The organism is Agarivorans sp. QJM3NY_33, from assembly GCF_050870865.2.
Classification (GTDB): domain Bacteria; phylum Pseudomonadota; class Gammaproteobacteria; order Enterobacterales; family Celerinatantimonadaceae; genus Agarivorans.
This window is the reverse complement of sequence record NZ_CP194039.2, coordinates 81,096-101,190: the sequence shown is the minus strand read 5'-3', so window position 1 is coordinate 101,190 and position 20,095 is coordinate 81,096. Positions and strand designations below refer to the sequence as shown.

Annotated in this window: 21 protein-coding genes and 1 pseudogene; 2 read left to right on the top strand and 20 right to left on the bottom strand. The window is 46.7% G+C overall.

The genetic code is table 11. The features are described from left to right. Positions 1-7 precede the first annotated feature (7 nt). On the top strand, positions 8-1,408 hold the full coding sequence (locus ACRRSY_RS00475; protein WP_432460596.1) for a metallophosphoesterase family protein: 1,401 nt from the start codon (positions 8-10) through the stop codon (positions 1,406-1,408). A gap of 88 nt (positions 1,409-1,496) precedes the next feature. On the opposite strand, the gene ACRRSY_RS00470 is transcribed toward ACRRSY_RS00475, so the two are convergent. From ACRRSY_RS00470 to ACRRSY_RS00430, 9 genes and pseudogenes are all read right to left on the bottom strand, one after another. Continuing rightward, complete coding sequence (locus ACRRSY_RS00470; protein WP_432464140.1) at positions 1,497-2,894, bottom strand: sensor histidine kinase; 1,398 nt, start codon at positions 2,892-2,894, stop codon at positions 1,497-1,499. Beyond that, positions 2,833-3,513, bottom strand: a complete 681-nt coding sequence (locus ACRRSY_RS00465) for a winged helix-turn-helix domain-containing protein (protein WP_432464139.1) — start codon at positions 3,511-3,513, stop codon at positions 2,833-2,835. Before ACRRSY_RS00465 ends, ACRRSY_RS00470 begins: the two co-directional genes overlap by 62 nt. A 135-nt stretch (positions 3,514-3,648) precedes the next feature. Further along, complete coding sequence (locus tag ACRRSY_RS00460) at positions 3,649-4,200, bottom strand: PepSY domain-containing protein (protein WP_432464138.1); 552 nt, start codon at positions 4,198-4,200, stop codon at positions 3,649-3,651. Positions 4,201-4,451: 251 nt separating this feature from the next. Beyond that, positions 4,452-5,111 (bottom strand): substrate-binding periplasmic protein, encoded by a 660-nt coding sequence (locus ACRRSY_RS00455; RefSeq protein ID WP_432455170.1) that lies wholly within the window; start codon positions 5,109-5,111, stop codon positions 4,452-4,454. A gap of 119 nt (positions 5,112-5,230) precedes the next feature. Further along, the gene (locus ACRRSY_RS00450) at positions 5,231-6,832 is read right to left on the bottom strand and encodes a M48 family metalloprotease (protein ID WP_432464137.1); all 1,602 of its coding nucleotides are present in this window, start codon (positions 6,830-6,832) and stop codon (positions 5,231-5,233) included. Between the two features lie 2 nt (positions 6,833-6,834). Continuing rightward, positions 6,835-7,236, bottom strand: coding sequence for a hypothetical protein (locus ACRRSY_RS00445; protein ID WP_432455172.1), 402 nt, complete (start codon positions 7,234-7,236; stop codon positions 6,835-6,837). Positions 7,237-7,268: 32 nt separating this feature from the next. Further along, a complete protein-coding gene (locus ACRRSY_RS00440; RefSeq protein ID WP_432464136.1) occupies positions 7,269-8,918 on the bottom strand; it encodes a CHASE2 domain-containing protein in 1,650 nt (549 codons plus the stop codon). A gap of 262 nt (positions 8,919-9,180) precedes the next feature. Next, positions 9,181-9,627 (bottom strand): annotated as a pseudogene (locus tag ACRRSY_RS00435) (PLP-dependent transferase); the annotation flags it as partial. Positions 9,628-9,683: 56 nt separating this feature from the next. Next, a complete protein-coding gene (locus tag ACRRSY_RS00430) occupies positions 9,684-10,139 on the bottom strand; it encodes a MarR family winged helix-turn-helix transcriptional regulator (RefSeq protein ID WP_432455174.1) in 456 nt (151 codons plus the stop codon). A gap of 111 nt (positions 10,140-10,250) precedes the next feature. Here ACRRSY_RS00430 and ACRRSY_RS00425 point away from each other — a divergent pair, with 111 nt between their 5' ends. Continuing rightward, on the top strand, positions 10,251-10,673 hold the full coding sequence (locus tag ACRRSY_RS00425) for an organic hydroperoxide resistance protein (RefSeq protein WP_432455175.1): 423 nt from the start codon (positions 10,251-10,253) through the stop codon (positions 10,671-10,673). Positions 10,674-10,807: 134 nt separating this feature from the next. Here the strand turns inward: ACRRSY_RS00425 and ACRRSY_RS00420 are convergent, their stop codons facing one another. From ACRRSY_RS00420 to ACRRSY_RS00370, 11 genes are all read right to left on the bottom strand, one after another. Beyond that, complete coding sequence (locus ACRRSY_RS00420) at positions 10,808-11,287, bottom strand: GNAT family N-acetyltransferase (RefSeq protein ID WP_432455176.1); 480 nt, start codon at positions 11,285-11,287, stop codon at positions 10,808-10,810. Between the two features lie 128 nt (positions 11,288-11,415). Beyond that, on the bottom strand, positions 11,416-11,505 hold the full coding sequence (locus ACRRSY_RS00415) for a DUF1294 domain-containing protein (RefSeq protein ID WP_432455177.1): 90 nt from the start codon (positions 11,503-11,505) through the stop codon (positions 11,416-11,418). 149 nt (positions 11,506-11,654) lie between these two features. Further along, entirely contained in the window at positions 11,655-12,299 is a 645-nt protein-coding gene (locus ACRRSY_RS00410; RefSeq protein ID WP_432460587.1) for an FMN-binding negative transcriptional regulator, read from the bottom strand. Between the two features lie 293 nt (positions 12,300-12,592). Further along, positions 12,593-14,536: a methyl-accepting chemotaxis protein gene (locus ACRRSY_RS00405; RefSeq protein WP_432464135.1), complete on the bottom strand. Its 1,944-nt coding sequence runs from the start codon at positions 14,534-14,536 to the stop codon at positions 12,593-12,595. Beyond that, entirely contained in the window at positions 14,533-15,456 is a 924-nt protein-coding gene (locus tag ACRRSY_RS00400) for a hypothetical protein (protein ID WP_432464134.1), read from the bottom strand. The genes ACRRSY_RS00405 and ACRRSY_RS00400 overlap by 4 nt, the downstream gene beginning before the upstream one ends. 191 nt (positions 15,457-15,647) lie before the next feature. After that, positions 15,648-16,457, bottom strand: coding sequence for a TatD family hydrolase (locus tag ACRRSY_RS00395; RefSeq protein ID WP_432455182.1), 810 nt, complete (start codon positions 16,455-16,457; stop codon positions 15,648-15,650). Then, positions 16,435-17,181 (bottom strand): twin-arginine translocase subunit TatC, encoded by a 747-nt coding sequence (tatC, locus tag ACRRSY_RS00390; RefSeq protein ID WP_432455183.1) that lies wholly within the window; start codon positions 17,179-17,181, stop codon positions 16,435-16,437. Before tatC ends, ACRRSY_RS00395 begins: the two co-directional genes overlap by 23 nt. Before the next feature lie 3 nt (positions 17,182-17,184). Next, the gene (tatB, locus tag ACRRSY_RS00385) at positions 17,185-17,571 is read right to left on the bottom strand and encodes a Sec-independent protein translocase protein TatB (RefSeq protein WP_432464133.1); all 387 of its coding nucleotides are present in this window, start codon (positions 17,569-17,571) and stop codon (positions 17,185-17,187) included. Between the two features lie 2 nt (positions 17,572-17,573). After that, on the bottom strand, positions 17,574-17,819 hold the full coding sequence (gene tatA / locus ACRRSY_RS00380) for a Sec-independent protein translocase subunit TatA (protein WP_432455185.1): 246 nt from the start codon (positions 17,817-17,819) through the stop codon (positions 17,574-17,576). A gap of 44 nt (positions 17,820-17,863) precedes the next feature. Continuing rightward, positions 17,864-19,492: a ubiquinone biosynthesis regulatory protein kinase UbiB gene (gene ubiB / locus ACRRSY_RS00375; protein WP_432455186.1), complete on the bottom strand. Its 1,629-nt coding sequence runs from the start codon at positions 19,490-19,492 to the stop codon at positions 17,864-17,866. After that, the gene (locus ACRRSY_RS00370) at positions 19,489-20,088 is read right to left on the bottom strand and encodes a ubiquinone biosynthesis accessory factor UbiJ (protein WP_432460582.1); all 600 of its coding nucleotides are present in this window, start codon (positions 20,086-20,088) and stop codon (positions 19,489-19,491) included. The genes ubiB and ACRRSY_RS00370 overlap by 4 nt, the downstream gene beginning before the upstream one ends. Positions 20,089-20,095 lie beyond the last annotated feature (7 nt).

The window sequence follows — 20,095 nt, the reverse complement described above, 5'->3', positions numbered from 1 at the left end:
AAAATTCATGACTAATTTTAATCGAAGAAAATTTTTAAAGACCACTGCATTACTAGGCTCTACTATCACTCTGGGTCACAGCTTAAGCGCATGTCATCAGAGCAGTAGCTCACAAAGCCGCAGCGCTTCAGACACCCTGCGCTTTGCGGTACTCTCCGATCCTCACGTCTATAACCTCGCATTAGGTACGACTGGGCAGGCCCTTGAAAATTACCTCGCAGAAGATCGTAAAATGCTCCTCCAAAGCGGTGAAATCTTAAGTGCAATTGTGCAGCAGTTACTGCAACAACCGGAGCTGGATGCATTGTTAATCCCCGGCGACCTTACCAAAGATGGCGAGCTCGTGTGTCACCAAAAAGCACTCGAATTATTACAACCATTACGCGATGCGGGGAAAAAAGTGTATGTCATACCGGGCAATCACGACATCAACAATCCCGACGCGGTCTCCTTTAATGGCGATACAACGAGCGCGGTCGAAACTGTCAATGCTGAACAATTTGCCTCTTTATATGCAGATTTTGGCTACCAGCAAGCACTCTATCGACACGACAACTCTTTGAGCTATATCGCCGAGCCAACTAGCGGGGTCTGGTTAGTCGCACTAGACTCTTGCAAGTATCAAGATAACGCCAGTCTCGGCTCCCCGGAAACCTCTGGCGCTTTATCTGATGATTTACTGGGTTGGCTACAACCACTACTCACTGAAGCACAGGCACAAAACAAATTAGTGTTTGGGATGCAACACCATGGCCTCGTTGCGCACTTTGCCAGCCAACGGACCATTTTCCCTGAATACCTGATTGATGACTATGAGTCCGTCGGTGCGATGCTGGCAGCTTATGGCTTAAATTTAGTTTTTACCGGACATTTTCATGCGCAAGATGTCAGCATGGCTGATTATAATGGAGATGGTTCAACTCTTTTATATGATGTAGAAACAGGCTCCACCGTCACTGCGCCCTGCCCTTATCGTCTAGTGGATGTAAACATCGCGAATCAAAGCTTCAATATCTCGAGTCTCTTCATCGATAGCATCACTTCCATGAGCAACTTTGCCGAATATAAAGAAAACTTTATCAACCAAGGTATGCTCAGCCTATATCGTCGCTATCTGGCTCAAATGGGATTGACCGGCGATAGTCTGAATCAATTTGCCAGCTTAGCTGCCTCGTTACACGTTGCTCATTACAAAGGCGATGAGTCCACCGAAACCAGCACTCTCACTACGTTACAGGCCTTGGCTTCTAGCCCCGATGCCAACACCGCTTATTTGGGAAATGCGCTATTAGGCTTAGCCGTCGATCCGGGATTAAGTGATAATCAACTCGCGTTGTCACTCTCTGGGGAAAGCATTGCTCTGTTCACCTTGATCAAGCGAGTACTCCATCGCAAGGCGCTCGCTTAGCGCGAGTGTCTAAAACAGAGAAGCAAACCAACACCAAGTACTCAGGTAATGGCTGGACATTCCGCCATTACTTTTGCCAACAGGCGGCTTATACAAAAGCTTCATTTTGGCTAAAACTCACGCTGACTCTAAGTCCCGGTTGGTTATCGCTGAGTTTAATCTCACCACCATGCAAAGCAACAATCGCCCGAACTAAGGGCAGCCCCAAACCGTAACCGGGGCTATGACGGCTACTCTCCAAACGATATAAGCGTTGGAAGACCTTCTCGCTTTCCATCTCGGGAATGCCAGGGCCATTGTCACTGACGATAAAGCCATCACCGCTGAACTCAAAACTAATTTGGGTCTGTGGTCCGGCATACTTACTGGCGTTTTCCAATAAGTTATAGATCGCGCGAAACAATAAACTGGCATCCCCTTGCAAGGGCTTTGCCGCGCTAGCATTAAACAAACATAAATGCTGGTCTTGCTGTTGGCTTACCGGCAACAATAACTCGATGGCATCCTCCGCAATTTGAACTAAATCCACGGCACTAAACTGTGCCTGTTGCTGGTGCTGCTCCAAGCGAGTCAACTCTAACATGGCGCTAAAAGTGACTAATATGCCGTCTAATTCGGCTAACATGGCGGATACTTGCGTCGAACTCAGCCGCTGATGTTCCACATCAATGAGGCTTTGCTCTAAAGCCAATCGCAGTCGTCCTAAGGGGGTTCGTAAATCGTGAGCAATCGCATCGGTAACCCCTGCAATCGCCTGAAAAGAGTACTCTAGCTGAGCCAACATTTTGTTCATATGTTTCGCCAGATGGTCAAATTCATCGTGGTGGCGACTCAAGGGCACTCGCGCATCCAGCTGCCCTTGCTCTACGGCCAAAGCAACTTGATTGATCCGGTTAATTCGGCGTAATAACTGAGCCGAGAACCACCATCCGGTAAGCAGTCCCAAGGCCAGAGCCAAAGCTAAGGCAATCATACTGGCGTGAATGAAGCGCTCGCGCATCTCAACCAGCGCTTCATCGTCGGTGGCCACCAGCAAACGACCCGTGTTGAGCAACTCAACACAACCAGAAAATAAACGAATTTCGTTGTAGCTATACACCGGAAAACGGCTCAACGTCGGACAAGTACTGATTTGGGAAGGAATACTCTGTAAACGACCATAGCTGCGCTCAGGGCTAATAAAGACTAATACAAACTGTCCAGCTTGCTCCGCTTGCAGCTCAAACTGACGAATAAAATCTGCTGGCTGTAACTCTTTAGCCAATAAGGTTTGCTGCTGTAACAACTGACTAATTTGCTGGGCTTGGCTACGACTTAACTGCCCCACGCTCAGCTGGTAAAGAACCCACAGTAAAATACCCACCACCAGCATCAATAAGCCGGTATAAATACCAGTTAGTCGCCAAATGGAGCTGGCTTTAAAATTATTTTGCCAGCATTCGGTAACCCACACCACGAACGGTTTCAAGCAGTGGTCGATGGCCATCCAGTTCTACCTTCTTTCTTAGACGTGCCACATGCACATCGATCACATTGGTTTGGGGGTCAAAATCATAATGCCACACGGCTTCAAATAATAGGGTTCGGGTCACCACTTGGCCTGCATGCTCCATTAAATAATGTAACAACTTAAATTCTTTGGGTTGCAGTAAAATTTCCTGCTCACCACGCCACACCCGACGCGCCAGCAAGTCGATACTAAGATCCGCAACTTGAAGCCGATTGCTGGCGAACGCAGCTGGGCCTCGCGGACGCTTTAACAGAATGTCGATCCGCACTAATAGCTCGGCTAAGGCGAAAGGTTTCACTAAATAATCATCTCCCCCTTGACGCAAACCTTTAACCCGTTCATCAACACTATCTAAGGCACTTAAGATCAACACCGGTAGTGTTTTATTGGCATCACGTAAAGTGCTTAACAGGTTTAAACCATCCAGTTTAGGTAACATTCGATCCAGCACCAACAATTGATAGTCATGCTCTAAGGCTAAAAACAACCCCGCTTGACCATCACTGGCAACATCCACCAGATACCCCTGCTCACTGAGAGCGCGTTGTAAAAACTGTTGGGTGGTTCGATCATCTTCAACAACTAATATTCGCACCTAACTTACCTTTGATTGCTTGACCTCAGATGGGTCATGGGCGGCCTTACCCACCCCATAACTCATCCCCAATAAACCAATAAGCACTACCTGATCGAGGTAACTGCAACACTGATTCGTGATAATTCAAACCTGTTAGTGTTTCAATACCGGAATGGTTTCACCATTTAGTACATCCACAATCACTCGCTGCTTACCTTGCTCACCGAGTAACTTGAATTTGTAATAAGTGATGCCCTTTTCATTTTCTAATTCCAACTCTAGCACTTGCGCCTGAAACTTACTGCTAAGCATCGCCACCGTTTGGCTCAAAGAAAAATCTGCTTGGCTTAGCTGCTCCAGCGCTAAACGCTCATCCTCATCCAATTTACTGATACCTAACAGCGTCAACTTGCGGCTTTCATTTTTTAACATTTCGCCATCGCTCAAACTCAATTTAAGCTTGTGTTGCTGTCCTTGGTTTAGGTTCACGACTTCTATTTCATAAACGGCCTGACCATGATAGTCATCCAACTCAAGTTCGGTAATTTGTCCAGCGTAAGTATTGTGAACCTTTTCGATAGCCTGCTCTAAGCTAAAGTTGGCCCGCTTAATGGCTAAAGCAGATAACGCCTCGTCATCGGCCATCGCTGCGGTAGAACTGAATGCAAGCGCAGCCGCCAGACAGATTTTTGTTGATAATTTCATGGGGGATCTCATCACTTGTGGTCCTGTGTTATGTCACTGCACTCACTATAAGCGATCCCTCCTTACCGCAAGGTGGCGATCACATTACATTTTGTTCATGTTCCAATCCGTCACCACAAGCACCAAGAAAAAGCGCCATTATCAATGGCATTCACCCACGCATGCTCTGTATGAGATTGGTCAATTCTTATCTTCAGAAGTTTAGTTTGAACAAACCACCATCCATGCAACAGAGTCAAATTCGAATCTGCTTATTCAGATTGAATCGTGAGTTGCTGCAGAATGTGCGTGAGCTCTGAGGCAATAGCCTGATGCTTTTGATTCAAGTAATGATATAAATAAATCTGGTCGATCGGCGGAGTGACGGCTCTAGTCTGTTTATGCCAATACTTTTTAATCGCATACTCTCCGATCTGCTTCGGTAAAATAACCACATCTACGCGACCCCGCTCTAACATCGTAATCGCTTGATTGGCACTGGTAAAATACTCCACAGCAGGATGGTTTTTTAGCTGCTCATGAAAAGCCAAATGACCTCGCACCAAGCCTACGCGATAGGGGGTTAATTGCTGCCATTGACTCACATGAATGCTGTCATCGACAACAAATGCGGATACCACCAGCGTTTTGACCGGAACCGGAATTCGAATATAGTTGGTCAAGTAGTTTTCCACCAATTGACTACGGGCAAGTTCGGCATCAATATTGGGGTTGTCTCTAGCCTGTCGTAAGGCACGTTTTGCCGGCATTCCCAATAATTCAATTTTATAGCCCATGATCGCATATGCGGAAGAGACCATATCCAGCACCTCTGGTAGCGCATTGGCACCAGCTGCAGCAGAAATCCGCATGGTTGATCCCGCCATCAAGGGAAAGCAAATAAACAAAAACACAATCACCAAAGCTTTCATACAGTCCCTACGCTTTGCTTATTTAATTGATTAGTCATTTTTATTCTAGCCAACTTATACATTAAATCATCATTAAGTGTTTTTTTTCCACAGCTATATCAAACAGCTGGTTCGCAATACTAAAACAGTGTATTGATCCTTTCTAGCAGCGACTCTGTTGGCGTCGCTTGTTCGGGGATCACCACTGGGATTTTCGCAGCCGTGTTACAACGTAAACTCAAATCTTTACGACCGACGGCTCGACATTTATCTAACCACTGATTCAAAGCTTCAATATCGTTCTCTTGATAATACAAACTCACCCACTGTGGATACAAAATACTTTGCTCGGTCAATTGCGCTTGGGTCTGCCGTAAAATTTTTTCCGCTTGGCGATAACGCTCAGCCAACTGATAGGTCTTCACCGCATAGAGACTTGACTCCAAAGACAAATTTTTCCAATCCTTAATTAAATCGAGATTCTTTACCGCCTTGTTCAATTGACCCTGTTGTAAACGAATTTGAGAAAACACTATGCGAGGATAGCCATCGCTGCTGGTTGGTTTTGACACCGCCTTTCTAGCCGATTTTTCGGCACTCACTAGATCGCCCTGCTGCATCGCCTGAATGGCATTGCTTGCATGCCAATAATTGCGGGTAATTTGCACATCGGTACCAGACTTAACCTGCGCCTGGTAACGTTGTTGATGTAAAGGACGCAGCTTAATTGAACTCGCTTTATATTGGCGTTGGATGTACTTACTCAGATCCGCGCTACGTAACTGAGCGGAACGATGGCGTTGCGCAAAAATTTGTAAAGCCTGAGTCGCCGCTTCGTTACCGGCATAATAGATCAAGCGCTGTGACAAGGAATCATCTTGCGGAATTTTTGACTCGGATAAAATAGTCACCACTTTTTGATATTCTTGTTTCTTCTGCAGCAGTTGCTGTTGAGTGAAAGTCTGGCTACTTTCAAGTCGTTGCAACGCCACGTCGTAGGCTCGTGGGTTATAACCCGCTCTCACTAACAGGTCGATGGCCAATAAATCGGCTTCATCCTCATATTCTCGGCTCATACTGGAATTAATCACATCCCGGCTCAGGCGATTAATCGCTAAACTGGTTTTAAATATGTCCTTATAGGTATTTTGCGTGTGCTGGCTGTTCTTACTCTCCACTTTAATCTGTTGCTGATCGCGACTCACTTCAAGATCGCCAATGGCCATTCCTAAGTTTGCCAGCTGGGCCATTTCTTCAACCGTTTCATGCTGTCGCTTAAAATAGGCGTTGGTATTATTGTGTCCCAACAAAATATGCGAAAGCTCATGGGCAATCACAAAAGCAATCTCAGCTTCTGTCTCACAATCAGAGATCATCCCCATCGATAGCACGATCTGCTGGCGGGTGGCGTAAGCGCTGTAACTTCGCGAAAGTTCAATCGACAAATCAATCTCGGGTCGATGACCCGGCCAACTAGATAACAACTGATTTAAGATCCCATCAAAGTAGCGCAGCAACTGCTGATGACTGAGTCGATCTTGGCTGAGTATCACATCCTGAGCTAAATCATCGGGTTCACTGAGCGAACTTGCTTGAAGCGCTAAGCTAACGTCTTCACTGTCCAAAAATTCGCCCTCAAATTGGTCTACTTTATTGGTCGAGGCCAAATTCAACGACGGAAAATTCTGAGTGGCACAAGCGCTTAACAGCAGCGTAAAAGAGATGATTTTCAATATCTTCATGGCTAGCATCCCTCTCCAAATCCAGTCGATGCGTAGACCTTAGTCCCTTGGTCGTTAGAAAGACTTTGCGTAACACACGGTCCTAAAGATTTTGCCTTTTTGTCCGTTTCGACGCTGTCTTGAAAGATCCACACCTTTTCCCCCGATATATTTAACTCGACCATACCAGGGTCAACAATATGCTGTAACACGGTTAACGAGCTTGTTTGCAAATTGGGAAGCTCACTATGAGGGCTTTCTTTACAAGTAAACTCTCCCTGCGAGTCTCGATAACAAAGCTCTATCGGATCGTACTTAAAGCGCAACACTTTAGCGCCAACCAACGATAGCGCCTGCACTGGTGGTAGTAAAAGCAAACCCACGACGAGTAAGAGTAAGCTGAAATAAAGTCGTAATCTCATCATATTCTCCTTCCAATAAATGGCTTAGGCAGCCATTACTTTCCTTTCATCAAACGTGATACCAAGTCATGGAAGCCGATCAAGGCAAGCAGATTCAGCAAAAATACCGCCGCGTAATAGAACCAATGGGTCAACACCAAGCCAGTCAACCAAGCTAAACCGAGCAAAGCCAGCAAGATCAATTTGTTGTTTTTGATTAAGCTCCAGCAGCAAGTCAACTTCGCCATCCGCGACAATGGCGAATAGAACATATGGAGCAACTCGCACTTGAAAAGTGTCAATTGATTGGAGTAGAAAGCCATCAACTGAGCGAATAATTGGTGTAAAAACGTAGGGATAATGGTCAATAAAATTAGAATAAAGGCATACCAATTGACCGGCCCGTATTTCAAATACTGATATGCGGATAAGACGCAGAGAAAGGTCAACAAAATCGCCAGCAAGGCCATGATGAGTCCTTTCCAATGATGCTGATGCGGCTTAGCCACGGCGTTTAAAGCGCTATTCTCCAGATAGTGAAATCGATAATAGAGGGCCGCATATAAAAATATAGTCTGTAGTATTCCTTCAATAAGATCGCTCACATTAATCCCTAAGCCATCGATGGTTGCAGGCACATGCCAATAGTTCTCACCAAAATTAATCAGGTTATCGAGCGCAACGGCATGTAAGAAGACCCCAGCCAACGACCCATTCACTGGTGATTCCACCAGATCGGGAGAACCTTCGATCCCATAACCCACCAAAACCAAGCGCTGCTGCAGTCGCCTGAGTTTGGCAGCTTGATCATCTTGAAAAAACTTAGTAGCGGAAATCGTCAGCACTTGCGGGCAAGGGTAAGCTACTGATTTTTTAAGCGCCTCTCCAGATAATCCCGAATGAAACAACGCCAAAAAGTTATCTCGCAAGGATTGAAGGCGCCGATAGAGTCTAATCAAGGTCGATTGCTCAGCCTTTAAGGTCCGAGGCTGGCACTGGACACCTTCCGGTAAGTAGGCAAAATCGGACTGGTTTTCAGCCGCTTGATTACTCCATTGCACGATCATTGGCGCGGTAAACCGCCCGCTTTCCACCAAATCTTCATCGCTATAAGGACACACACTTGGCTCACTAAGGCACCAAATACGATATAAATCCATAGCAGCCGAGCGGTAAGCTTTGCCATCCAACTGAAAATTTAGCGGATAATAATGCTGATAATCGCTCCAACCAACGGCACTAAGCTGACTAGCGGCGGAAATGCTCTGGCGCAAGCCAGAATCTTTCTGGAAGTATTCCGAACGATCCATATGCGGAATACTCGCCATAAAAACCGGGAATTTTTGATTGCTCTTGCGTAACCGTTCGGTCCACAAACTTTGATAGTTTGAGCTTGGGTAATATTGAAGAATATCGAAAAAAACAGCTTTTGGCTGATAGTGTGCAATACGGATCAACAGCTGATTGAGCGAGCTATAATCAACCGGATATCGGCCAGCATAATGTCGAATAAAGGCTTCATCCAGCAACACCACGGCGAGCTGTGCTTGTGCCTCAAGCGGAAACAAGGGGGCATTAAAACCAATGATAAGATCTTCATTGTATTTTTCTGAAGCGCTCCGTAATCCAAAAGGATTCAGAAAAAAAACCAGCATCAATAACAGCGAAATCACGGCTGCCTTGAGCTGAACCACCCTATTATCCATCGATGCTTCCTTGCTTGCGAACTCCGAGCCTCACATCAGGTTCACGAAATCACGACTTTTCCCTAAGCGTGATATAACGACAACCCAGAAAATTTAACTAAATTGCAACCTAACGTTAACTATAAAACAATTATTGATAAATCCAAAAATGTAAGTTTTACCGCATGTATCTCTGGCTTGACACCCATCGACTGGCTCATTATTTGAGACACAAAAAAGCCAGCACAAAGCTGGCTCAATATGAATATGCAATCTGCCTTGCTTAACTTTTATCCAGGGCTTGGCTCACATCATCAATAATGTCATCGATGTTTTCTATCCCAACCGAAATCCGCACCAAATCGGCACTCACCCCTGCCGCTGCCAACTCCTCATCATTCAGCTGACGGTGGGTTGTTGATGCGGGATGACAAGCTAAAGACTTTGCATCACCAATGTTCACTAAACGTAAAATCATCTGCAGCGCATCAATAAACTTTCCACCAGCATCTTTACCGCCCTTCAAGACAAAACTTAAAATACCCGAGGCTTTCCCCCCGACAATTTTATTGCAAAGTGCATAGTAAGGGCTGGTGGGCAAGGCCGCATAATTAACCCAAGCGACTTTAGGATGCTGTTTTAAGTAGAGGGCTAATTTCTCGGCATTCTCACAATGGCGTTCCATACGCAGGCCTAAGGTTTCTAAGCCCTGTAAGATTTGGAAGGCATTAAAAGCGTTTCAATCAAGCTTTCTCTTTCTCATACCGATTGCTTTATGCCGATATTTTATTTTAGCAATTGACTCAATAAGTGCTCACAGCCTTGCTTTAAAGCCTGCAACTCTTCTAAAGGCATGTCTACCTGACACAACATCGCTGTGGGAATGGCCAGCGCCTGTTCTCGCATCGCTTGTCCCGCTTCACTTAAGCTAATCACCCGCACTCGCTCATCTTGCTCGCTACGTGCGCGAACCACCAAACCTTTCGCTTCTAAACGTTTCAGTAGCGGCGTTAAGGTACCCGAATCCAGATGCACCTTTTCCCCCAGCTGTTTCACACTCACGCGACGCTGCTCCCACAACACCATCATCACAATGTATTGCAGGTAGGTGAGGTCCAATTTTTCTAATAAGGGGCGATAAGCTCGCCCCATCGCATTGGAAGCACTATAAAGGGCAAAACACAGCTGCTTATCTAAACTCAGGCTAAAGGATTGTAGTTTATCTTTAGAAGCGTCACTCATGGCTAAACTCGCTCGGAATTAAATTGTGCACAATATACTTGCATTCTAACCAGAACTCAATTAGAGTTGCCAACAACTTAATTGCGCACAACCTAAATAAAAGGATCCAGTATGTCTACTTTATACACTACCTCTGCCACTGCATTAGCCGGCCGTAACGGTCAAGTCACTACCGACGACAACAAACTCGATTTAGCCTTAAGCTATCCAAAAGAAATGGGTGGTAGTGGCGAAGCGACCAATCCAGAGCAACTGTTTGCAGCTGGTTATGCCGCTTGTTTCTCGAATGCAATTTTACATGTGGCGCGCGAAGGCAAAATCGCGATTAAATCAGCACCAACGACCGCGATTGTAGGGATCGGCCCCAATGAACAGGGTGGTTTTGTGCTCAGCGTAGCCTTAGCCGCTGAATTAGAATTAGAGCAAAGTGCCGCGGTCGAACTGGTTAAAACCGCTCACCAAATATGCCCTTACTCAAATGCAACCCGTGGTAACATCGATGTCAAACTAAGCGTCAACGGTCAAGCACTTTAAGCACCTCCATCGCCGATAAAAAGCCAGGCAAGAGCTTGGTTTTTTTTTGCTTGATAAACTCGCAATGGTAGGCGAACTCGGAGTTTAAAAACCAATACACGCCCTAAAGCGAGAGCTCACAGCGAGCCAAGCCTTTACCATCCTGATAAAGCGGTTAAATCTTTACTCATACTGTAGTTTTCCAGCGTTTGGCCGCGAATGTGCACCTGATTTTGTTTTAACAGCATAAAACCTTGTCCAACAAAAAATTGTTTTGCCCGCTTCGATGCATCCACCCAAAGGCGCTCCAGCCCTCGCTGTAAAGCTAGCGTTTCAATATGCTGATATAAAGCACTGGCCACCCCTTGCCCCTGAAACTGGGGATGCACATAACAACAATCGATATAGTCGCCATCAAGTTCAATAAAACCTAACAGCGTCTGCTCGTGCAAAGCCAAAAAACAACGTTCGGGCAATAAACGGCTTCGCCAAAGCGTCTCATCAAAGGGCTCCGGTGCCCATGCCTGTTTTTGTAGCGGGGAATAAACCTCATCATCAATGGCATGCACCGCCGCAGTAAATAGCTCGGCGACCAACAGAGCATAGGGCTCAGTATAATGACAGATTTTCAACATCGCCCTCCTCACATCAATCGCTTAGTCAACCAGACTCGATAAACTGTCGTATAAGGGCTATACCAATCCCCCAGCAAAGCATCATGAATCACAATGCTCTGATAGTAAACCCGACGAAAACAGGCCTTCTACGTTTTATGGCGAAACCATTGCTGCGCGAACATCGCGCCCGGCCAGCCACCTAGCAGCGCCAGCCCATGCAGGTAAGGCTCTTTCACTCACCACGCCCCGCGTCGCGTAGCCGATTGATCAAATGCGTAAACTGCCACCGACAACAGACTCATCAACAAATAAATGACCGCGAGAAGTAAAAGTTTATAGCGCTAAGCCGCATAGCAAGCCTAAACCCCACCGCATCAACTGTCTGTTAATTACTTTCAGACTGGATCCCTGACATTTGCCGAGCCAATACTTCTGCCATCGGGTGTTGGCGCTCAGCCAAGCCCCGCAGTACCCCAGCTTGATTCTGTGGACTTTGGTTTTGACTCATTTTACTTTTTGCTTGTACTTGCTCAACACTCACCTCAATCCCCAGTATCGCCTTATTCAATTGCTCAATGTAGGATTCTGGCGCATCGCGGAGCTGCCAAGGTTGCGGCTGTTGCGCCTCGTGTGTTTTAGTTAACTCGGCTAATAAGGCCAGTTTCCATTGGCTATCATCGATCCCGCGCAATTGGCCATTAATATGCACAACCTGATAATTCCAAGTCGGCACAACCCTAGGATCACTTTGCTTGGTAGGGTAATCATTAGGCGAAATATAGGATTGTTCCGCCTGAAATATCACCAGCACAGACAGAGGCTGAGCCAGTCTTTTAGCTAAAGGATTCCCCTTGGCAATGTGCCCACGTAAAACCCATTGTTCAGGCTGCACCTCATGCAATAATAGCGGAATATGTTCCGCCACCAAACCGGTTGCGCTTTGACTCACAATACAGGCTAAAGGGTAGTTACCGAGCAACTCAACAGTGCTCGACCAATCATCTTGGATGAAGGGCTTAGGAAGATACATTAGAACCTCTAAAGATACTCTGGAAACGGAAGCAAAGCCGTTCCTAGGAAAACTTAAGCTGGCCGATGTCCATCATACAAAACAGCATCAACTTAACTATAAATTGCTGAATATTATAAATTATGTTGCAAATTTTTAGCTAAGGCTAGTGATCAGTAGAAATCAGCAGGGAACGCAGTATCCATCAAACATCTGCACAGCTGGCGCACTCAGCTAAGTTCCAGCAACGTGATTTAAGAGCTTGAATGCCACAAACACTGAAGCGGCTCACTTAAGCCACTTCAGTGCCTTGATCATACTTTGAAGTTCGCGATGCTCGCTTGGATCTGATGGCTAAGTTGTCCAACTTTTTCAGCTTGCAGAGCCGTATGCTCGGTCCCTTCTAAACTACGCTGCGCCCCTGATTCCATTCCTTGCATTTCATTGACCACCGTCTCAGAAGTATTCAATTGCGTATCACAGGCACCACTCACCTCGTCCAACAAGCCGGTAATATGGCTGGCTAACTCATGGGTTTGGGTCACCGAGCCTTGCATTTCTGACATCAATTCAAAACTACTACTGGCTTGAGAACGCCCTTCACGCATTTGTATTTCAGTTTTCTCCGCACCTTTCACTAAATCTGACATCATCTGCTCAATCTGCTCCGTTGAGCCACGAGTTTGCATTGCAAGATTTCGAACCTCATCGGCCACCACCGCAAAACCGCGGCCATGCTCGCCTGCACGCGCCGATTCAATCGCCGCATTCAGCGCCAAGAGATTGGTTTGTTCGGCGATACTGTTGATCACTTCTAATATTTTACTGGCATCTTTACTATTTTTAGCCAGTTCACGCATATCTTCCGAAGCGCCATCCACTTGAGCCACTAACTGCTTAATTTCGCTAGTTGCCGATTGAGTTAATTGACTGCCCTGCTCCGAGGCCTGATTAATGGAGACTGCCGAACTATCAGCATTACGCACCAAATCGGCCACTTCGCTAAAACCTTGCGACAGCTGGCCAATATGACCACTAACCTCTGATACCACCCGCTGCTGCTCACCCATTTGAGTTTTTGACTGTTGCGCTAAAGTATTAAGTTGCTCCGCAGCCCCATTCAGCTCGGCAACATGCTGATTAATATTAGTGACGGTGGTTTGTAACAGTGCAATAAACTGATTAAAGGCCGAGGCCAACTGAGCAAGCTCGTCGCGCCCTTTTACCACTAAACGCTGCGTTAAATCCCCATCGCCTTGGGCAATCGCTTGCATCGCCTGCACCATCGCTACCACGGGCTGGCGAATTAAACGAGTAATAATCAAGCCCATCACCAAAGAAATCACCACAATCGACAAACCAAAGGCCATGTTAGTCCATGCTGTTTGCTGTAGCTGCTCACTAATCGCTGAACTCGATTGACTCACCATTTGCCACTGTTGTTGCAGGGTATTACTGGCCGCCGCGACCACTTGCTCTGCCGCAGGGTTAAGTAAGTCATCCTTCAAGAGTTGCTGCTGCTCAACCAGATCAAATAAACGATCAGCCGAGTCAGCGAACAACTGGACCTGCTGTTCTACCAACTGGATCCACTGTTGATGACGCTCTCGATTTAAGCCCTTGATCAAATCGAGTAAGGTGTTTTGTGCGCCAAATAGCTCTAAATAAAAACGGTCTTTACTGCGACTATCTTGCCGGTTGAGATGGCTCATTAAAGCAATCGAGGCGGCCTGTATATGATTCGCCAAGTTAACCGTGAGCGAGGGCAGCATGCCTGAACTGGTGATATCTAAGGTGGCATGAATATCCGAGAGCTTAGCCAAAGTTTGTGGGACTACATCACGTAATACACGGCTTTCTAACTGACTAATTTCAGCCAATAATGGTACTAATCCCTCAACAAAGTGTTGGTCGAGTAGTTCGCTATTAGCGGTAATTTGCGCGGCATCGCTAAACCCGCGCAGGTGCGGGCTCTGTTCCAATTGCTTAGCTTGTTCGGCCAGTTGTTGATACTGCTCAAGTAGCGCAGGCGCTTCGGTTTCACTAAAGTGCGACTGCAACACTAAACGTTGCAGCGCATTGACCGATAAATCTCCAGCTAAACGAGCGCTCGGTTCAACCTCCTGAGAGAAAGCCTTGGTTTTCTGTTGCACCCCTGTCAGCGAATGATTACTACTCCATATCATCAAGACCATGAGTAATACGATACCAACCGGAATAAGCGCGATTTTTTGACTCAAACTTAATCGATTAATCATAGGGCTGGCGCTCCCAGCATGCTTAGTAAGCCATCACGTAGTTGAATAAAAGCAGCATAACTTTGGTTCGCATCACTGAGCAACAGAGGATCCATCACTTGGCTATCCTGCTCAATTTTAAGAATGGTTTTACCGCGATGTAATTCGGCGCGGATCAGAATGGTGGTATCACGAACCGCCTCAATACTCGACTCGCCAACGGGTAAACGATCGGGCTTACTTGGTTCAATATCCAATTGGCGAAATAAACGCTCAATCAGATACAAGCTCTGATAAGCCAAAATATTCACATCGGCCATTTGACGATCATGGTACTGGCCAAGTGAACCGAGTTGCAAAGGAAGGTTTTTCGCTTCACTAATCAGCTGCAAGTCGCCGCGGATCAACGCCAGATCTGCGCTCATCGCAGAGACCGTTTGCGGCTCAATCAAACCCTCAAACAATTGTTCTATCACCACTAGCTGCTGATAAACATCATTTTCAGTCATTCCTAGTGGACGCTCCAATTCGGGGCCCTCTGGTAGTGCTAAGTGCTTAGCGACCGCGGCCAACTGTTGCTCAACCTGATCTAAATAAGGCAGCACATTACGGGGGCGCATCACACTATATGCAACCGCTAAAGACGACGTGATTGGCAAAGACATTTTTTGCTGTAAGGCCGCAGCTAAACGACCAATTTGCTGGGTTTTAAAAACCAAGTGTGAAGCCAACTTATCGGCGACAATTTGTGGTTCGGGCTCTAAGGTAGGTAACTGTTGCTGGGCACGAATAGCCTGAACTTGCAGGGCAATCTGCTGTACTTTTTGATACAGATGATTGTTATTTACAATCGCCGCCAGGCTACTCGAACTGAACAGTAGAATACCGCTAATAAACACCAAGCGTCGAATAATTAAGTAAAAACGTATTTGCAGAGTCACGATATATTCTTTTCCTTAAGTTCGGTTCTCACGCCTATTTTATAATGTTATTTACTTAACTATAGACATATCATCTAAGGATTGGCGTGTTCCATTCACAATTGCAAGCAAGATGCACACCTAGATGTTCACTCAACGGAAATCTACTCGCTCAGTATTAACTTAGATCAACTTATTAAGAAAAGATAAACTTAAAATGAAAAAAGACGGCGAGCGTTTTGCTGCACTTGTTGCTGCAACTCGACCAACGACTCGCCTCGCAATTGCGCGACTCGCTGGTAGATATGTGGCAAATAACAAGGTTCGTTGCGGCGACTCTTGGGTTTGGGTTTTAAATCGCGAGGTAACAGATAAGGCGCATCCGTTTCCAACAACAGTCTATTGATTGGAATTTCTTTCACCCGCTGTTGCAAATCGAGACCACGGCGCTCATCGCACACCCAGCCGGTAATCCCAATATACAAATCCAGATCCAGACAGGCTTTTAGGGCCGCTTGATCGCTGGTAAAACAATGTAATACAGCGCCGGGCAGATGGTCGCGCCAAGGCTTAAGGATATCGATGAAGCGCTGATGAGCATCCCGCTCATGCATCACCACAGGCAGCTTAAGCTCTGCTGCAAGGGCTAATTGCGCCTCAAAAATGGCCTCTTGCTGGGGACGTGGTGAAAAATCACGATTAAAGTCTAAACCACACTCGCCCACCGCTAAAACCTGTGTTTGGGTAAACAGCGGTTTGAGAGTGGCGATATCGGTAGGACTTACCGACTTTGCATGGTGCGGATGCACGCCAGCGGTGGCATAACATACGCCCGGCCACTGCTGGGCTAAATCACTCACTTGCTGGCTTTCGGCCAAATCGCTGGCCAACAGTAACATGCCACTCACACCAGCAGCCTGCGCCCGTTGTAGCACTTGTTCACGATCTTTATCAAACTGTGAGCTGGTAAGGTTCAGCGCAATATCAAACATCACCAAGCTAATCCGTCGCCTGTTCGGCATCGTCATCTTTGCGCACATAAAAACGCGCAAAGAACAGACCGACCTCAAACAATAGCCACATCGGCAAGGCCAATAGAGTTTGTGAGATCACATCGGGAGGGGTTAACAACATGCCCACCACAAAGGCTCCCACAATCACATAGGGGCGCTTGGCTCGCAATTGCGCTGGAGAGGTTGCCCCCGACCAACACAGCAACAAGGTCGCAATCGGAATTTCGAAGGCTAAACCAAAAGCAAAAAACAGCTTCAATACAAAATCGAGATAGTTAGAAATATCGGTGGCAATGGTCACCCCTTCGGGGGCAACTGCAGTAAAAAAGCTGAAGGCAAGCGGGAACACCACAAAATAAGCAAAGGCAACACCCGCATAAAATAACAAGGCCGAACCAAACACCAAAGGCACCAACAAACGGCGCTCATGTTGGTACAGACCGGGCGCAATAAACCCCCAGGCCTGAGCTAATAAATAAGGCATGGCCAAAAAAGCCGAGGTGACTAAGGTCAGCTTAATCGGCGTAAAAAATGGTGCCGCCACATCGGTAGCGATCATACTCGCATTTTCTGGTAATACGGCGAGCAAGGGCTGTGCGACAGCAGCGTAAATATCGTTGGCAAAATACACCAAGCCGAGAAAAATGATTAAGCAGGCGAATACACCACGCAATAGGCGATTACGTAACTCAATTAAATGCTCGATCAAGGGTTGTGCGGGGGCATCGCTCATAGCTTACTTATTGTCTTCTTGGCTAATGTCAGAATCGGATGGCACAGCTTGATTTGCAGCTTCAGCTTTAGCAGTCTGCGGACTACCAACCGTCTTCTTTTGATAGGGGCGAGAAACTGACTCGGCACGCGCTTTTAGAGTCTCTACCGATGCTTGTAAATCACCATTAAGAGACTCTAAACCATTTTGTTCGGCCTTCTTCAGGTTTTGGTGCAACTCGTCTAACTCTAGTTCTTGTTTCAGTTCGGTGCTCACCGACGATACCGCCTGCTTCACCGAGCGCACCACAGATAACACGCTACGGATCGCTCCCGGCAAACGTTCTGGCCCCAACACCAACAGCCCTAATACCGAGATCAAGACTAACTCCCAAAAACCAATATCAAACATGCTTAACCTTGTTGGTCTTTGTCTTTGCTTGCTTGTTCTGCGGCTTGCTTATGCTGCGCAAGCTGTTCTGGGGTGGCTTTGTCGGTGGCATGATCACTAGGCTTGCTTTCATCGTCGCGCATCGCATTTTTAAAGCCCTTTACTGCCGAGCCCAAATCACCGCCCATGTTACGTAGCTTCTTGGTGCCGAATAACAACACCACAATTACAGCAACAATCAACAATTGCCAAATACTAATACCGCCCATTTAGTGATCCTCTTTCATCTTTTATCGAGCCAAAGGCCCAGTGTCTACTTCAATTGTTGCCAACAGATTAAACCAGCTAATCCGCTAGTCACCGCCAAGGCCAAGGCCAAGACAGGTAAACTGGGATATATCACCGCCGCCGAAATTAAGCTTGCCGCTGCGGCTAAAGCCAAAGCCAAACTTCGTTGGCGTTGCTTCTGCTGCTGTAAATAACGTTCGGTAAAACGTTGAAACTTAAGCTGCTGCTGTTTCGCCAATTGCAAGTTATCATAAACTAACTCCGGTAAATGCGGCAGTGTTTCCAGCCAATAAGGCGCCTTTTCTTTAATTGCAGAGAAGACCGCCTCGGGCCCCACCTGCTTACGCATCCAACGCTCTAAAAATGGTTTAGCAGTCGCCCATAAATCCAATTCGGGGTAGAGCTGACGCCCTAAGCCTTCTATATAGAGTAAAGTTTTTTGCAGTAATACTAATTGCGGCTGCACTTCCATATTAAAACGGCGCGCCGTATTAAACAGATTCAGCAGTACATGACCAAATGAGATCTCTGACAGCGGCTTGGCGAAAATAGGCTCACATACGGTACGGATCGCCGCTTCGAATTCTTCCACCTTAGTGTCGGAAGGCACCCAACCAGAATCAATATGCAGTTGTGCGACCTTACGATAATCACGATTAAAGAAAGCCAAAAAGTTTTCCGCTAAATAACGCTGGTCTTCTTTATTGAGGGTACCCACGATACCGCAATCAATGCCAATATACTGGGGATCTTCAGGATGCTCTCGAGACACAAAAATATTGCCCGGATGCATGTCGGCATGGAAAAAACTATCGCGAAATACCTGAGTAAAGAAGACTTCTACGCCTCGTTCGGCCAACAGTTTCATGTTGGTGCCCTGCGCTTCTAGTTCACCAATGTTCGCCACTGGGATCCCGTAGATCCGCTCCATCACCAACAAGGTTTTACTACAGTAGTCGCTATAAACCTCGGGAACATACAGCTCTTTAGCACCGCTAAAATTACGCCGTAGTTGGATCGCATTAGACGCTTCACGCGCTAAATCGAGCTCATCTACAATGGTCTTGCGATATTCTTCAACCACCTCTTTAGGGCGTAAGCGACGACCATCACTAAAGAAACGCGCAAATAAGCTAGCAACTCGCTGCATTAAAGCGATATCAGACAGAATGGTCGCTTCAATCCCCGGACGGATCACCTTCAACACCACATCGGCGCCATTCTCTTTTAAACGGGCAGTATGCACTTGAGCAATCGAGGCAGAGGCTAAGGCTTGCAAGTCAAAATCATCAAACAGATCCTCGACCGGCTGGCCCAGCGCCAATTCGACCTGTTGTTTGGCCAATTCGCCACTAAACGGCGAGACCTTATCCTGTAATAGCGCCAATTCATCGGCAATATCTGGCGGAAATAAGTCGCGCCGAGTGGACATCATCTGGCCAAATTTAATAAATACCGGGCCTAAGTCTTCCATCGCCATGCGAATACGCGCACCGGGCGCGCTTTGCTGGTGTTGATTACGCCACCAAAAAACCAAGCTGCGCAACAAGCGCAAGGGCCAAGGCCAAAAACGTTTCGGCAATAATTGGTCTATACCGTAATGGCACAGGGTGCGATTAATCTGCCGAAAACGCGCAAACTCTTTGGGGGTCATTGACTCAAATCCTGTATCCGAAGACTCAAGGTATCCACATCTTTAACCAGTAGCTGTAGTTGCTGTTGCCACGCTTGATATTCCAATTGACCCACCACTAAACCCCATTCTTCACTGGCTAACTCAGTTAGTTTTGTAGGGGCTTTATTGAACAGCGTGTTCAATGCTTGAGCCAACAAACGACTCTTGGACACGATTTGATAAGCGGCAACATCACCGATCCGCTGCGACAACTTTTCTTCAAAATCAGGGTCGAGTTGCAGGAACAAGTCGGCAAAATGTTGCGCCAGCTTAATATCACCTTCCAGTTGCAGCTTGTCTTGCTTAATCAAGCTGGGAATTCGCTCCGCCTGTTTTAATTCCATCAAGGTCAACAGCGACATGCTCAAGCTGCAATCCGGCTTGCCTTGATATTCATGAAGTACGTCGAGTTGCTGCTTGCTCACCACAAAATAAAAATTTGGCAATGGCCTAACTTGAATCGCCAGAACTTTGCCCGACAAATGACTGCGACGCTCGGCGCTGGCCTCATCAAGTGCCAACACTTGATTGCTTAAGACTTCAACACCGGCAGTAATCAGAGAAGATAGCGGCATAAGGGCC

Coding starts and splice junctions, on each gene's coding strand:
- ACRRSY_RS00395 (WP_432455182.1), bottom strand. CDS start 16,457: ATGCCGAACAGGCGACGGATTAGCTTGGTGATGTTTGATATTGCGCTG.
- ACRRSY_RS00470 (WP_432464140.1), bottom strand. CDS start 2,894: ATGGCCATCGACCACTGCTTGAAACCGTTCGTGGTGTGGGTTACCGAA.
- ACRRSY_RS00445 (WP_432455172.1), bottom strand. CDS start 7,236: ATGATGAGATTACGACTTTATTTCAGCTTACTCTTACTCGTCGTGGGT.
- ACRRSY_RS00430 (WP_432455174.1), bottom strand. CDS start 10,139: ATGAGTGACGCTTCTAAAGATAAACTACAATCCTTTAGCCTGAGTTTA.
- ACRRSY_RS00450 (WP_432464137.1), bottom strand. CDS start 6,832: ATGAAGATATTGAAAATCATCTCTTTTACGCTGCTGTTAAGCGCTTGT.
- ACRRSY_RS00370 (WP_432460582.1), bottom strand. CDS start 20,088: ATGCCGCTATCTTCTCTGATTACTGCCGGTGTTGAAGTCTTAAGCAAT.
- ACRRSY_RS00405 (WP_432464135.1), bottom strand. CDS start 14,536: ATGATTAATCGATTAAGTTTGAGTCAAAAAATCGCGCTTATTCCGGTT.
- ACRRSY_RS00440 (WP_432464136.1), bottom strand. CDS start 8,918: ATGGATAATAGGGTGGTTCAGCTCAAGGCAGCCGTGATTTCGCTGTTA.
- ACRRSY_RS00410 (WP_432460587.1), bottom strand. CDS start 12,299: ATGTATCTTCCTAAGCCCTTCATCCAAGATGATTGGTCGAGCACTGTT.
- ACRRSY_RS00460 (WP_432464138.1), bottom strand. CDS start 4,200: ATGAAATTATCAACAAAAATCTGTCTGGCGGCTGCGCTTGCATTCAGT.
- tatC (WP_432455183.1), bottom strand. CDS start 17,181: ATGAGCGATGCCCCCGCACAACCCTTGATCGAGCATTTAATTGAGTTA.
- ubiB (WP_432455186.1), bottom strand. CDS start 19,492: ATGACCCCCAAAGAGTTTGCGCGTTTTCGGCAGATTAATCGCACCCTG.
- ACRRSY_RS00425 (WP_432455175.1), top strand. CDS start 10,251: ATGTCTACTTTATACACTACCTCTGCCACTGCATTAGCCGGCCGTAAC.
- ACRRSY_RS00475 (WP_432460596.1), top strand. CDS start 8: ATGACTAATTTTAATCGAAGAAAATTTTTAAAGACCACTGCATTACTA.
- tatA (WP_432455185.1), bottom strand. CDS start 17,819: ATGGGCGGTATTAGTATTTGGCAATTGTTGATTGTTGCTGTAATTGTG.
- ACRRSY_RS00455 (WP_432455170.1), bottom strand. CDS start 5,111: ATGAAAGCTTTGGTGATTGTGTTTTTGTTTATTTGCTTTCCCTTGATG.
- tatB (WP_432464133.1), bottom strand. CDS start 17,571: ATGTTTGATATTGGTTTTTGGGAGTTAGTCTTGATCTCGGTATTAGGG.
- ACRRSY_RS00420 (WP_432455176.1), bottom strand. CDS start 11,287: ATGTTGAAAATCTGTCATTATACTGAGCCCTATGCTCTGTTGGTCGCC.